We start from the raw sequence: 14,165 nt of genomic DNA on the forward strand, positions 1-14,165 counted from the left end.
CGCACTGACCGTAGTGCGATTCAGCTCACTGCGCACCCAAAAGGTTCAGACCAATTTTGGCCGAGTTCGAAACGCGTGGGTAACTGTGTAACCCGTGGCAGGCCCACTGACCACTGCGATTCCGTCGAACGACACCTAGGTTGCGACCAGCGGCACATGTCGTGACTCGCGTCACGTCGTGAGCCTCGCCTTCAGGTCCGGCCACTCGTTCGAGGTCATCGAGTACACGACCGTGTCGCGGAGGGTGCCGTCCGGTCGGATGCGGTGCACGCGGAGGACGCCCTCGCGGGTCGCGCCGAGCCGTTCGATGGCCCGTTGCGAGCGCTCGTTGCGCAGGTCGGTGTGCCAGCCGACGCGGAGCGCGCCCAGGTCCTCGAAGGCGCGGCGGAGGAGCAGGAACTTGGCGTCGGTGTTGAGGGCGGTGCGCTGCCAGCGCGTGCCGATCCACGTGTGGCCGATGTAGAGGCCGCGGTTCTTCGGGTCGATCTCGTAGTACGACGTCGTGCCGGCGACCTCACCGGTCCGCGGGTCGATCTGCGCCCAGGCGAGCCTGGTCGGGTCGGCCAGGCTGCGTTCGACGTAGGCGTGGGTCTCCTCGACCGTGGTCGGCTGGGTCGTGCTGAGCCAGGTCCAGACGTCCGGGTCCTTGCCCGCCTCGTGCAGGCCTTCCGCGTGGTCGGGGGTCAAGGGCTCGAGGCGGACGTGCTCGCCGGTCAGCACGGGGCGGTCGTACCAGTTCATGCCGCGGACGTTAGTTGGCGCTAGTGGCTACTTGTAATAGCCATTTCCAGCTTGTTGTGGATGGCCACTTACCGACGGGTAGTGTGCTCCGGCGTGACCGATCCGCTTGCTCCGCTGCTGGACCTGCCCGGTGTGGCCGACGCCGTCGCCGGTGCTCGTGACGCCGTGTTCCAGGTGCACCGGCACCGGGTGAACCTGCGCGGCTGGGCGACCACCGCGGCCGAGGCGTCCGTGCGCGCCGCCCGTGCGTCGGCGGCGTTGGACGGCGGGCCGACCGCCATCCCGTCGGACGGCACCGTGTCGGACCCCGTGCTGGCGGGCGCGTTGCGGGTGGCCGAGTCGTTGGGCGTGGTGTTCCCGACGTGGCAGCGGGCGCCGTTGCAGGCGTTGGCGCGGCTGCACGTGCTGGCGGGGGCGGATCTGGGCGGTGAGCTGGGGCGTCCGCGTTCCGCGCCCGGCGTGTCCGAGCGGTTGGACGGGTTGGCGCACCTCGTCACCGGCGGCACGTCCGTCCCGGGTCCGCTGCTGGTCGCCGTCGTGCACGGCGAGCTGATGTCGCTGGCGCCGTTCGACACGGCCAACGGTGTGGTGGCCCGTGCGGCGTCCCGGCTGGCGTCCATCGCCACGGGCCTGGACCCGAAGTCGCTCGGCGTGCCCGAGGTCCTGTGCCTGCGCCGCCAGAACGACTACGCCGCGGCCCTGCACGGCTACTCGACCGGCGACCGCGAGGGCATCACCCGCTGGCTGCTCTTCTACTGCGAGGCCCTGACCGCGGGCGCCCGCGAAGCCCGCAGCATCGCCGACGCCGCCACCCCCTGACCCCCGCGCGTGTCGAACCTCCAGGTCCCGCGTGTCCTACGTTCGCGTCGCGCGTGTCCTACGTTCAGAACAGGCGAGTTCAACGCTCAGAACAAGATCGACTGTTCTGAGCGTTGAACTCGGGGTACCGGAACGTAGGACACGCGCGTTCTGAACGTAGGACACGCGCGGGTTAGAGGAGTTCTTTCAGGGTGGTGGCGGCGCGGTCGGCTTCGTCGAACGTGTTGTAGAGCGGGGCGAAGCCGAAGCGCAGCAGGTCCGGCGGGCGGTGGTCGCCGATGACGTCGCGCGCGATCAGCTCGTCCATGATCCGCGCGGCCTCGGGGTGGCGGAGGGTGATCTGGTGGCCGCGCCACTCGTCGGCCGGGGTGATCACCTCGATGCCCGGCAGGCCCTCGACCAGCGAGCGGAAGTGCGCGGTCAGGGCCAGGCCCTTCGCCCGCACGTCGGCGAGGTCCACGTGGTCCCAGACGTCGAGCGCGGCGTCCAGGGCGAGCATCGAGATGATGTCCGGCGTGCCCACGCGCGCACGGGAGACACCAGGGTCCGGCGTGTACTCCGGCGACATCGCGAACGGCACCTCGTGCCCCGTCCACCCCGTCAACGGCTGGTCGAACGTCGGCTGGGCGTGCTTCGGCACGTACAGGAACGCGGGCGAACCCGGCCCGCCGTTGAGGAACTTGTACGTGCACCCCACGGCGAGGTCGACGTCCAGCGCGTCCAACTCGATCGGCAGCACGCCCGCGCTGTGGCACAGGTCCCACACGACCTTCGCGCCCACCGCGTGCGCCTGCTCGGTCAGCTTCGCCATGTCCAGCAGCCGACCCGTGCGGTAGTCGACGTGGTTGAGCAGCACGACCGCCGTCGTGTCCCGCAGGTCCAGCTCCTCCGGCGGCGCCGGCCGCAACGCCAACCCGGTCAGCTCCGCCACCGACCTGGCGATGTACCCGTCGGTCGGGAACGTCCCCGCGTCGACCACGATCTCCATGCGGTCGGTGTTGCGCACCGCCGCCATCAGCGCCTTGAACAGGTTCACGCTGGTCGAGTCCGCCACGACGACCTGGCCGGGCTTCGCCCCGATCAGCCTGCCGACGCGGTTCCCGACCCGTTCCGGCGCCTCCCACCAGCCCTCCGACCAGCTCCGGATCAGCCGTCGGCCCCACTGCTCGCGCACCACGTCCTGCAGCCGTTCGGCGACGACCTTCGGCGGCGCGCCCAGGGAGTTCCCGTCCAGGTACACCACGTCGTCGTCGAGGTCGAACAGGTCGCGGAGATGCGCCAACGGGTCGGTCATGCGCGTCATACGTGACTCCTAGCCGTCCACAGTTCGGGGAAGACGGAGCGTTGCGTGCGCTTCTCCAGCCACGCAACCCCCGCGGAGCCACCGGTTCCGGTTTTCGCGCCCATCGAACGACGGGTGGCCAGCAGGTGGTCGTACCGCCAGCGGGCGAACTCCTCGGCGATGTCGGTCAACGCCTCGCCGAGTTCGAGCAGGTCACGCGACCCGCCGCGGTAGATGTCCGCCCACACGGCCTCCACCTCGGCGTTCGGCTCGTACGGTTGGCTGACGTCGCGTTCCAGCACCTCCGCCGGGATCGGCAGGCCCTGGCGGCGCAGCGCGGCGAGCACGTCGTCGTACAGGCTCGGCTCGTTGAGCAGCTGTTCGAGCGCGTCGTGCTGCTGCGGCACGGCGCGGTGCGGCACGAGCATCGACCGCGACTTCTCGCCGAGCAGGAACTCGACCTCGCGGTACCGGCCCGACTGGAAGCCGGAGCCCTCGCCGAGGGCGTCGCGGAACGAGTTGAACTCGGCGGGCGTCATCCGGGCGATCGGCCGCCACGCCGCGTTGAGCGCCTGCATGTGCAGGTCGCTGCGGCGCAGGGTGCGGACCGCCGCACGCAGGTCGTCGGCGCGCAGCTCGGACTTGGCCTGCCGCCACTCGAAGCACAGCAGGCCGAAGTACAGCTCCATGACCTGCGTGATCACCAGGAACGACATCTCACGCGGGTCCTTGGACCACTGCTGCTGCAGCGAGTGCAGCACGGAGGCGTGCACGTAGTCCTCGTAGGGCGTCGTGCCGCCGAAGTCGAGCTTGGGTGAGACCGGACAAGTCATGCCTTCCATCATGACCGCGCGTTCGGGCTAGTTGAATGGGCGACGAACAGTGTTCCGGCGGAAAGTTCTTACGAACGGAAGGTCATCGCCGGAGTAGCTTCGTGGTCGTGAGCATCGAACTGGACAGCGTGGACTGGGCCCTGCTGGAGGCCCTGCAGGAGGACGCGCGGCTGTCGTACAACGAGCTGGCACGGCGCGTGCACGTGTCGCCGCCCACGGTCGCGCAACGCGTCCGGCGGCTGGAGAACGCGGGCGTCATCACGGGCTACCGCGCGACCGTCGACCCGACGGCGGTGGGCCGGTCGGTGGTCGCCCTGGTGCGGATGAAGTGCTACGGACCCCGGTGCATCACCGTGCACCCGGAGCTGCTCGACGACTGCCCCGAGGTGGTGGAGGTGGTGCGGCTGACCGGCGACATCTGCTCGGTGGTGAAGGTGGTGACCACGTCGATCAGCGAGTTGGAGCGGTTGCTGGTGCGGCTGGGCGGCTACGGCGAGACGTCCAGCGCGATGGTGCTGTCGACGCCTATCCCGTGGCGCCCGGTGCTAGCCGGCTGAGGGCCAGCCGGACGTGCCCCTGGCTGCGTTCCAGCGCCTCCGCGGCGCGTGCCGCGGGCACACCGGACAGCAGGTGCACCAACGCCACCTTCAGGTCGCCACCCGAGTCGGCCAACGCCGTCGTGCACTCCTGCTCGCCCAGGCCCGTGGCCTCGCGCAGGATGCGCACGGTGCGACCGCGCAGCTTGGCGTTCGTCGCGCGCATCGACACCATCAGGTTCGAGTACGTGCGGCCGAGCCGGACCATCACGGCGGTCGAGAACGACGTCAGCACCAGCTTCTGCGACGTGCCCGCCTTCATCCGGGTCGACCCCGCGATCGCCTCCGGGCCGGTGTCGACCGCGATCAGCACGTCCACCTCGACGGGCGCGGGCGCGGTCGGGTTGTTGGACACCAGCACGGTGTGCGCGCCGAGCGAGCGCGCCTCTTCCAGCGCCGCCATCACGAACGGCGTGCGGCCGGACGCCGTGACGCCGACGACGAGGTCGCCCGCCGCCGCGTGCTTGCGGATCTCGGCGGCGCCGTCCGCCCCTTGGTCCTCGACGTCCTCCACGGCGTTGACCAGGGCGTCCCGGCCGCCCGCGTGGTGGGCGACGAACCAGTCCGGCGGCGCGTTGAACGTCGGCACCAGCTCGGCGGCGTCGAGCGTGGCCAGCCGGCCCGAGGTGCCCGCGCCGACGTAGTGCACGCGGCCACCGGCGCGCAGGGCGCCGACGGCGAGGTCGGCGGCACGCGCCAGTTCGGGCAGCACGGCGGCCACGGCGTCGGGGACCAGGTGGTCCTCGGTGTTGATCAGGCGGAGCACGTCCAGCGTGGAGAGCCGGTCGATGTCCTGCGTCCGCGGGTTCCTGGCCTCGGTGGGGGAGTCCACGCGGACCGCGACACCGTCCCGGGGCGGGGTCATTTACCGGACTCCCGACGTCGCCTGCCATCCGGTCGGGCGCCGAGGCGGTGCCCCGACACCGCGTCGTACGTCGCCTCCAGCGCGGTCTTGGCGCTGTCCACGTGCCGTTGCGCGACCCCGATGAACAAGCAGTCGATCACGGTGAGCTGGGCGATCCGGCTGGCCATCGCGCCCGAGCGGAACGTGGTCTCGCGCGCCGCCGTGGTCAGCACGTGGTCGGCGACCTCGCTGATCGGCGAGCGCGGGAAGTTCGTCAGCGCCACCGTGGTGGCCCCGTGGTCCTTGGCCACCCGCAGCGCCTCGACGGTCTCGGACGTGGAGCCGGTGTGCGATATCCCGACGGCCACGTCCGCCTCGGTGAGCACGGCGGCCGACGTGAGCGCGATGTGCGTGTCGTTCCAGGCGAAGCAGGTTCGCCCTATGCGGTGCAGCTTCTGCTGGAGGTCGAACGCGACGAACGCGCTCGCGCCGAACCCGTAGACGTCCACCCGGCCCGCGCCCGCGACCGCTTCGACCACCGCTTCGAGCGTCTCCACGTTCAGCTGCTCGGCGGTCTCCTCGACCGCCCGCGCGTCCGCGAACGCCACCTTGCCCACGACCTGGCGCATGTCGTCGCCGGGGCCGATGTCGCCGCCGAGGTCCCTGTCGGGGCGCATGGACGTCCGGGCCGTGTCGGCGGCCAGCGCTATGCGCAGCTCCGGGTACCCGCCGACGCCGATGGCCTTGCAGAACCGGGTCACCGTTGTCTCGCTGGTGCCGGCGGCCTCGGCGACCTCGGTGATGCTGCGGTGTGCGACGGTCGCCGGGTTGTCCAGCACGACCTTGGCGACCCGCTGCTCGGCCCGGGCCAGGCCCGGCAGGAGTGAACGGATCTTGACCAGGGGACTGGAGTCGGCGGTACTTTCGGTGGACACGTGGGAAACTTACTAACCGCTCAACCTACGGTCAACGCGGGGTCGGGGTAACTCACCCCAACCGTGACCCAATAGCACCGCTTGGCGGGGTCGGGCGGTCCGAATGTCACTAACGGTCCGCGGCCCGCCACCCTTCGGGGTGCATACCCGCTGGTTCACGTTCCGCGTCGAGGGCCACACCCCGCTCGTCGGTCACGCGCACGGCGTCCACGTACACGCCGCGCCCGCCGTAGCCCGTGCCGCGCACGTACCGCCAGCGGAACTTCACCGCCGACTCCGTCCCGACCTCGACCTTCTGCCACCGCCGTTGCCCGTAACCGGCCAACACCCGCACCTCGCGCCAGGTCGACCCGTCGTCGGTCGCCTCGACCACGACCTGGTCGCCCGGGTCGAGGTCCACGAACGCCCAGAACGACAGCTGCTGCCGGTCGGCGCGCTGCGGCAGGTCACGCGTCGTCAACGTGCCACCGGCCGACTCGGGCGTCCACGCCGTGCCGTGCCGCGGGCGCACGGCCAGCGCCTGCGCCAGGCCGTTGGCCACCACGCGCCGGGCCGGGTTGATCGAGCCCCAGTTCCGGCTCGGGTGCACGCGGTTGGTCAGCAGGATCGCGATCGACCGCGACAACGGGTCCAGCACCAGCGTGGTGCCCGTGTAGCCGGTGTGGCCGGCGGCCCTCGGCGACGTCAGCGCGCCCATGTACCAGCGCTGGTCCAGCTCGAAGCCGAGGCCGTGCGAGTTGCCCGGGAAGCCCTGGTTGAAGTCGGTGAGCATCAGCTCGACGGTGTCCTCGCGCAGGATCCGGCCGCCCGCGTGCGCGCCGCCGTTGAGGATCGTCTGGCCGAGCACGGCCAGTTCCCGCGCGGTGGAGAACATGCCCGCGTGACCCGCGACGCCGCCCAGCGACCAGGCGTTCTCGTCGTGCACGCTGCCGCGGACGATGCCCCGGCCCGCCTGGTACTCGGTGGCCGCGATCCGGTCCAGCTTGGCCGCCGGCGGGTTGTAGCCGGTGTCCACCAGGCCCAACGGGCGGGTGATGTCGTCGCGGACCAGCTCGTCCAGCGTCTTGCCCGACCACTTCTCGACCAGCACGCCGAGCGTGATCAGGTTCAGGTCCGAGTAGAGGTACGTGGTGCCGGGCGCGCTGCGCGGCGTCGTGTCCATCACGGCCTTGAGCCGCGACGGGATGTCCGGGTACTGAGACCACAGCGGCAGCCACGCCACCAGGCCCGAGGTGTGGGTCAGCAGCTGCCGGACGGTGATCGACTCCTTGCCGTTGACGCCGAACTCCGGCAGGTGGCGTGCCACCGGGTCGTCCAGCCCGAACCGGCCGAGCTCGTGCTGCCGCATCACCACGATCGAGGTGAACAGCTTGGAGATCGACGCCAGGTCGAAGATCGTGTCCTGGGCCATCGGCACGCGTTGCGCCTCGGGCAGCTCGGTGCCGGCGGCGTCGGCGTAGCGGACCGCCCAGCCCGTCGGCTCGTGGGTGACCACCACGCCGTCGTGCGCGAACAGCGTGACGGCGCCCGCGAACAGCGGGTGGCCGGTCGCGTCGGGCACGGTGTACCGCTCGATCTGCGCCAAGGCGGCGTCGAGCGGTGCCGGGTCGAGTCCCACGTGGTGCGGGGTACCCGTGCGCAGCACGCTGCTCGACCAGCCCTCATGCGGCTGGTCGAAGCGGGCCTCGCGGCGGTCGGCGTGCGCCGGCGCGGTGACGGTCAGGGCCATGGTGGTCGCGATCAGCAGGGCGGGGACGCGCATCACTGTTCTCCCTCTACCGGTAGCGCAGGTAAGGCCGGCGGGTGCGGTCGAACGCGGCCAGCTCGTCGGCCCAGGCGCCGACCACCTCGTCGGTGTTCGCGCCCGCGTCGACCATGCGGCGCAGCCGGTCCGAGCCGCTGAGCTTGTCGATGTAGAGGTCGGGGCGCCACGCGAAGACCTCGGGGTAGCGGGCCCTCGCGGTGACGATCATGGCCACGGCGGTGCGTGGCGCGTCGAAGCTGTGCGCGTCGGTGAGGTGCAGGGCGACACCGCCGCACAGCTTGTTCGCGAACTTGTTGAAGGTGGGCGTGAAGTAGGTCTCGCGGAACCGGACGCCGGGCAGGCCGAGCGCGTTCAGGTCCTCGGCCCACCGCCAGTCCAGGCCCGGCGCGCCGATCGTCTCGAACGGGCGGGTCGTGCCGCGGCCCTCGGAGAACACGAGCCCTTCGAACAGGCACGTGCCGGGGTAGACCAGGGCCGTGTCGTGCGTGGGGACGTTCGGGCTCGGCGGGACCCACGGGATGCCGGAGTGCAGGTCGTCCCGCTTCCAGCCCCTCACGTCGACCACTTCGAGGCTGCTCACCCGGCCGCCGTCGGTCGGCAGGAACTCGCCGTCGAACAGGCGGGCCAGCTCGCCGATCGTCATGCCGTGCTGCTGCGCGATCGGCTTGCGGCCCACGAACGTGGCGTAGGCCGGGTCGAGCTGCGGGCCGCGGGCCGTGCCGCCGACCGGGTTGGGGCGGTCGAGGACGACGAACCGCACGCCGGTCGCGGCGGCCGCCTGCATGACCGCGTACATGGTCCAGATGTAGGTGTAGAACCGGGCGCCGATGTCGGCGATGTCGAACACGAGCGTGTCGACGCCCGCCTTGGCGATCATCTCGGCGATCTTGGCCGTGCTCGCGCCGTAGGTGTCGTAGACCGGGATGCCGGTGCGCGGGTCGAGGTAGCTCCCCTCCGAGCCGCCCGCCTGCGCCGTGCCGCGGAAGCCGTGCTCGGGGCCGAACGCGGCGTGCGGCCTGACCCCGGCGGCCACCATCGAGTCGACGATGTGGGTGTGGTCGCGCAGCACGCCCGTCGGGTTGGTGACCACGCCGATCTTGCTGCCGGCGAACCGCCGCCAGCCGTCCTCGGCCAGTTGCTCCGCGCCGGTCTTGATCAGGCGCGGCCGGTCGGGGTGGTCGGGCGTGCTGTCGAACGCGGTGAGCGCGGGTACGGCGAGGGCGCCCGCGGCGAGGAAGTGCCTGCGGTCCATGGTGCTCACCACTCCAAGCCGTGGCCGAAGGGGTACGGCGTCGGACCGGGCACCTCGACCGGCAGCTTGCCCACTGGGCTCGCCTCTCCGGTGATCACCCTGGCCAGCGCCGCCATCGACACCGCGCCGTAGGAGTAGGTCGCCAGCCACGTCGGCGCGGCCGTGTGCGCCACGTCGTACGGGTTCTGCACGGCGACCGCGATCACCGGCTTGCCGGTGGCCAGCAGACTCGTCAGCAGGGTCTGCTGCGCCGGTTGGCGGGACAGCGCGTTGGTGAGCACGACGACCACGTCGGCGTTGCCCGCGGCCTGGACGGCGGCCGTGATCTGGGCCTGGGTCGGCGCGCTGCCGGTGGGCAGGGCGGTGCCGCCCAGCACGCCCGCCAGCGTGCGGGTCGTCGTCTCACCCCAGCCCGTGACCAGTGCGGCGGTGGGCTTCGCGCGCAGCGGCAGGACGCCCGCGTCGTTGCGCACGGCCGTGACGGTGCGGTCGGTGATCTCCGCGGCGGCGGCGAGGTGCTCGGCCGGGCCGACCGCCGAGTCGACCTTGTCCACGTCCACGAGAGGGCCGGTGAGCATGCCGCGCAGGAACTTCATCCGCAGGATCCGCAGCACGCTCTGGTCGATGCGCCGCTCGGTGAGCTCACCGCCGCGCACCGCCGCCAGCACGCTGTTCACGGCCAGTTCCAGGTCGACCGGCATGAGGAGCTGGTCGACGCCCGCCTTCAGCGCCAGCACGGGGATCTCGGCGTCGCTGTGGAGCTGCCGCACGCCCGCCATGGCCAGCGAGTCGGTGATGACCACGCCGTCGTAGCCCAGGTTCTCGCGCAGCAGGTCGAGCGAGGGCTTGGACAACGTCGCCGGCTCGCCCGACGGGTCGATCTTCGGCATCGTGATGTGCGCGGTCATGACCGAGTCGATGCCCGCCGCGATGGCCGCGCGGAACGGCGGCGCGTCCACCTCGCTCCACTCCGCCTCGGTGCGGTCGACCGTCGGCAGCGTCGAGTGGCTGTCGGTGTCGGTGTCGCCGTGGCCGGGGAAGTGCTTGGCGGTCGCGCTGACGGTGTGCTTGGCCAGGTAGCGGCCCTGGTAGCCGCGCACCTGGGCGGCGGTCAGCTCGGCCGCCAGCGCCGGGTCGCTGGAGTAGGAGCGCACGCCGATCACCGGGTTCGCCGGGTTGGAGTTGACGTCCGCGTCCGGCGCGAAGTTCTGGGTGATGCCCATCGCGCGCAGCTCACGGGCGGTGATGCGGGCGGCGTGCTCGGCGTTCGCCGCGCTGCGGCCCGCGCCGAGGGCCATGTTGCCGGGGAACTGGGTGGCGGGCGCGCCGATGCGGGTGACGATGCCCATCTCCTGGTCCGTGGCGATGGCCAGCGGCACGCGGCTCGCCCGTTGCAGGCCGTTGGAGAGGGTGGCGATCTGGCGCGGGGTGTCGACGTTGTCGTAGCTGGAGTTGTTGAAGTAGACGACACCGCCGGGCTGGAACTTGGCCACCACCTCGGCCGGGGTGGCGACGCCGAAGTCGCGCACGTTGCCCGGGTGCGCCTCGTCCGGTGACTGGCCGTGCAGGTAGGTGACGAACAGCTGGCCGACCTTCTGCTCCAGCGACATGCCGCGGACCAGGGCGGTGAGGTGCTGCGCCTGGTCCGGTGCGGCGTGCGCGGGCGCGACGGCCGGGGATGTCACTGCGGAAGCCGCGGCCACGGCGACGGCGACGAGCGGACGGAGCACTGCGGCCTCCCCTCTGGGAAACTTTCCACCACCAAGTGGTGCGTTTGGCAAGTTACCCACGTCACAGAGGTGGGTCAACGGGTTGCGTTGTGTGGCCATTGTGCGGAGGGGCACCGACAGAACCAGGGGGTTCGCGCATCACTCGTTCGGGGACTGTTTCGGGGTCCGGACGCGAAAAGACGGTGGGGCCCCTCACCTGAGGGGCCCCACCGTCGTCAGCGCGGGCTTCTGAGTTACCAAGCGTGCAACTCGTGTCGTACCAACCTGGCCTCGGCGTCCGGCGTCCCGGTACGCAGGCCCTAGACGACAAGCCTCCCGCGGCGTGCTGCGCGTGGGTGTCTCGAAGTCCGCGCACGGAGCTCTGCCGGGGTGGACGCTGCTTCTCTTCCGCTTCGTCCCTGGCCGACCCGAGGTCCGCACTTCCTTTGTAGTGCGTGTCCGGCGTCACAGCAAGGGCTCGATGGGGTGCACCGTTCAAGCGACGTTCAGTAGCGGAAAGGCTTTCGTGACAGTGATTCCGAGCCGCTCCGGACCCCAGGTACCGCTGACCGGGGCACGCCGGGGTGAATCAGCTCCGGCGGCGCCTGCGCAGGCCGTACCAGGCCACGCCCGCGGCCGTCGCGGCGCCCAACCCGATCGCGGTCACGGCGACCGCGGTGCCCGACGGGCGGGGGATGCGGGCCCGCAGCGACACGGGGTCGGAGAACGTCAGCACCGGCCAACCGCGCTGGGTGGCGATCCGGCGCAGCGCGCGGTCCGGGTTGACCACCGTGGGGTGGCCGACGGCCTCCAGCAGCGGCAGGTCCGTGATGGAGTCGGAGTAGGCGTAGCAGCTGCTCAGGTCGTAGTCGTGCTGCTCGGCGAGCTGCTTCACGGCGATCGCCTTGTTCTCGCCCGCGCAGTAGAAGTCCACCTCGCCGGAGTAGCGGCCCTCCGTGACGACCATCCGCGTGCCGACGCTGTGCGTCGCGCCGACCATCGTGGAGATGGGCGCGACCAGCTCGTCGCCCGAAGCGGACACGACGACCACGTCGTGACCCTCGCCCTTGTGGTCGGTGATGAGCTGCGTGGCCTCCTTGTAGACGAGGGGGTCGACGATGTCGTGCAGCGTCTCTTCGACGATCGAGCGCACCTGCTCGACGTCCCAGCCCTCGCAGAGCGCGGTGATGTGCGAGCGCATCCGGTCCATCTGGTCGGCGTCGGCGCCAGCCAGCATGAAGACGAACTGCGCGTAGGCGCTCTTGAGCACCGCACGCCGGTTGATCAGGCCCTCTTGGAAGAAGGGCCGGCTGAACGCCAGCGTGCTCGACTTGGCGATGACGGTCTTGTCCAGGTCGAAGAACGCGGCGACTCGACTGCCTTCGGTGGCGTGCTCGGTCACCGGTCAAGCTTAAGCGGGGCAGGCGCGGTGGGCCGCCGCCAGTACTTCGTGACTTTACGAAGTAGGTGTGCGGTCCATCGAAATTTGGTCTCCCTCTAACGGAAGACACGCAAGACCCTGTCCCGTGGGGATACAGTAGACGGGTCCGGCTCGACCGGACGGGTTCAGTCCGACCCCCGGGACTGAACCAATGACGACCCCCGTCCCTCCCCCCTGGCGGGGGTCGTCCCATGTCCAGGGTCGGTTTTGCCGGTGCTTCGCGCTGAACCTCCGCGCACTTGTGCCCCTTCTTGCATCAACCTCTGATCTTTTGCCGCGCGCCCGTGACGGCTGCCGCTCGCGCCGCTGTCGGACCGCGAGTTGTCCACAGCCCACCCGGTTGTCCACATGTTGATCAAGCACTGTTGTGTCCTTCCTCACCGCTCGACACCGTGGAACCCGCAGATCCACCACGGGAAACGGGGAGAGCGACATGAAACGACCGGTGGCACTGGTGACCGACACGGGACTGGTGGACGAGGTGCTGAACGCGGCGGCGGTCGTGGGCTGCGAGGTGGAGCGCGTGGTCGACGTGACGGCGTTGCGCGGGCGTTGGCACGGCGCGGCGGCGGTGGTGCTGGACTTCGAGGCCGTCGTGGCGTGCGGCGGATTCCCCCGCAGACCGGGTGTTCACGTCGTCGGCGCCGGTCCGCCGGGCGAGGAGGTGTGGCGGCGGGCCCTGGCGCTGGGTGCGGAACAGGTGTTGGAGCTGCCCGCCGACCAGGAGCGGCTGCGGGCGGTGCTGGCCGATGCCGCCGAGGGCGCGCCGGCCGGTGAGGGCCGGGTGCTGGCGATCCTGGGTGCCCGCGGCGGGGCCGGTGCGTCCGTGCTGGCGGTGGCGGTGGGTCAGGCCGTGCTGGCGGCCGGTGGCCACGGTCTGCTCGTCGACTGCGACCCGTTGGGCGGCGGTCTGGACCTGACGTTGGGCGCCGAGCGGCAGGAAGGCCTGCGGTGGCCCACTTTGCGGCTGACCGGCGGGCGCGTGCCCGCAGCCGCGCTGCGCACCGCGCTACCTGGCCGTTCGGGCGGGCGGGGCAGCCTGACCGTGCTGTCCTGCGGCCGGACGGGGCCGGGTCCGGAGCCGGACGCCGTGGTGGCGGTGATCGAGGCGGGCCGGCGTGCGGGCGGCACGGTCGTGTGCGACGTGCCGCGCCAACTGACCGAGGCCGCGTGCGCCGCCCTGGACCGTGCCGACTTGGCGGTGCTGGTGGTGCCGGCGGACGTGAAGGCGTGCATGGCGGCCAAGACGTTGGTCGACCAGGCCGGCGAACGGGGCGTGCGGCTGAAGGCGGTGGTTCGAGGCCCGGCCCCAGGCGGCCTGACCACGGCACAAGTGGTGGCGGCGATCGACGTCCCCCTGCTGGCCACTATGCGCCCGGAACCGAGGCTGGCCAGGGCCCTGGACAACGGCCACTTCCCCGAAACCACCCGCGGCCCACTGGCCAAGGCCGCCCGCAAAGTCCTGGCAGCCCTGCACACCAACTAACCAAACACCCCACCCACACCCAACCGCACCCTCCACCAGCGCCCGTGCGCGGAGCGGCTCGGCACCGGTCGATGCGCAGGAACCGGTGCCTTCCAGCGACTCCGCAGCCGTAGCGGCCACAAACGACCTTCTCGATACCCACGCTCATACCCCGGCCACAGCTAGCCAACGACGACCGCAACCCCGGCCTCGGCCGGCCAATGACGCCCACGGCCGGGCCTGCTCACGACAGCCACCCGCGCCGAGGCTTGGCGCAGCAATTGTCGCGCCCCGCAACCGGGGCGATTCCCTCCGTCCGCTTGGCGGTGCCTCATGACCACTGACCTGAACCACCTCTCCCATCGCGCGGCCACCACCTCGCCGACGTCCGCGCCTCGACTCGGCCTCTTCCTTCCCGCACTCAGAACGAAGCCGACCGCCGTACCGGGCGATGGGGCTCCCGGAAAGGTGGCGACAGCGCCC

At 71.2% G+C, this 14,165-nt stretch carries 12 protein-coding genes; 3 read left to right on the forward strand and 9 right to left on the reverse strand.

Features of this window, described 5'->3' with window-relative positions:
* Positions 1-171 precede the first annotated feature (171 nt).
* A complete protein-coding gene (locus ADK67_RS08190) occupies positions 172-741 on the reverse strand; it encodes a GNAT family N-acetyltransferase (RefSeq protein WP_053715789.1) in 570 nt (189 codons plus the stop codon).
* 93 nt (positions 742-834) lie between these two features.
* On the opposite strand from ADK67_RS08190, the gene ADK67_RS08195 reads away from it, so the two are divergent.
* Complete coding sequence (locus ADK67_RS08195) at positions 835-1,560, forward strand: hypothetical protein (protein WP_053715906.1); 726 nt, start codon at positions 835-837, stop codon at positions 1,558-1,560.
* Positions 1,561-1,732: 172 nt separating this feature from the next.
* Here ADK67_RS08195 and kynU read toward each other — a convergent pair whose 3' ends face one another.
* Together kynU and ADK67_RS08205 are read right to left on the reverse strand one after the other, a co-directional pair.
* Positions 1,733-2,863 carry a kynureninase gene (gene kynU / locus ADK67_RS08200; protein WP_442974113.1) on the reverse strand — a complete coding sequence of 377 codons (1,131 nt, stop codon included), beginning with the start codon at positions 2,861-2,863 and terminating at the stop codon, positions 1,733-1,735.
* Positions 2,860-3,675, reverse strand: coding sequence for a tryptophan 2,3-dioxygenase (locus tag ADK67_RS08205; RefSeq protein ID WP_157620008.1), 816 nt, complete (start codon positions 3,673-3,675; stop codon positions 2,860-2,862). The genes kynU and ADK67_RS08205 overlap by 4 nt, the downstream gene beginning before the upstream one ends.
* 107 nt (positions 3,676-3,782) lie before the next feature.
* On the opposite strand from ADK67_RS08205, the gene ADK67_RS08210 reads away from it, so the two are divergent.
* Positions 3,783-4,232: an Lrp/AsnC family transcriptional regulator gene (locus tag ADK67_RS08210; RefSeq protein ID WP_197289340.1), complete on the forward strand. Its 450-nt coding sequence runs from the start codon at positions 3,783-3,785 to the stop codon at positions 4,230-4,232.
* On the opposite strand, the gene murQ is transcribed toward ADK67_RS08210, so the two are convergent.
* The 6 genes from murQ to ADK67_RS08240 form a co-directional block, all read right to left on the reverse strand.
* Positions 4,201-5,136 carry an N-acetylmuramic acid 6-phosphate etherase gene (murQ, locus tag ADK67_RS08215; RefSeq protein ID WP_053715792.1) on the reverse strand — a complete coding sequence of 312 codons (936 nt, stop codon included), beginning with the start codon at positions 5,134-5,136 and terminating at the stop codon, positions 4,201-4,203. The genes ADK67_RS08210 and murQ overlap by 32 nt on opposite strands.
* On the reverse strand, positions 5,133-6,050 hold the full coding sequence (locus ADK67_RS08220; RefSeq protein ID WP_053715793.1) for a MurR/RpiR family transcriptional regulator: 918 nt from the start codon (positions 6,048-6,050) through the stop codon (positions 5,133-5,135). The genes murQ and ADK67_RS08220 overlap by 4 nt, the downstream gene beginning before the upstream one ends.
* Positions 6,051-6,159: 109 nt before the next feature.
* The gene (locus ADK67_RS08225; protein WP_053715794.1) at positions 6,160-7,812 is read right to left on the reverse strand and encodes a serine hydrolase domain-containing protein; all 1,653 of its coding nucleotides are present in this window, start codon (positions 7,810-7,812) and stop codon (positions 6,160-6,162) included.
* Positions 7,813-7,825: 13 nt separating this feature from the next.
* Positions 7,826-9,067 (reverse strand): exo-beta-N-acetylmuramidase NamZ family protein, encoded by a 1,242-nt coding sequence (locus ADK67_RS08230; RefSeq protein ID WP_053715795.1) that lies wholly within the window; start codon positions 9,065-9,067, stop codon positions 7,826-7,828.
* Positions 9,068-9,072: 5 nt separating this feature from the next.
* Entirely contained in the window at positions 9,073-10,797 is a 1,725-nt protein-coding gene (locus ADK67_RS08235; protein WP_053715796.1) for a glycoside hydrolase family 3 protein, read from the reverse strand.
* 568 nt (positions 10,798-11,365) lie between these two features.
* Positions 11,366-12,178: an HAD-IB family hydrolase gene (locus ADK67_RS08240; protein ID WP_053715797.1), complete on the reverse strand. Its 813-nt coding sequence runs from the start codon at positions 12,176-12,178 to the stop codon at positions 11,366-11,368.
* A gap of 472 nt (positions 12,179-12,650) precedes the next feature.
* Here ADK67_RS08240 and ssd point away from each other — a divergent pair, with 472 nt between their 5' ends.
* Positions 12,651-13,703, forward strand: a complete 1,053-nt coding sequence (gene ssd / locus ADK67_RS08245) for a septum site-determining protein Ssd (protein ID WP_053715798.1) — start codon at positions 12,651-12,653, stop codon at positions 13,701-13,703.
* Positions 13,704-14,165 lie beyond the last annotated feature (462 nt).

The sequence above is a fragment of the Saccharothrix sp. NRRL B-16348 genome (assembly GCF_001280085.1).
Classification (GTDB): Bacteria; Actinomycetota; Actinomycetes; order Mycobacteriales; family Pseudonocardiaceae; genus Actinosynnema.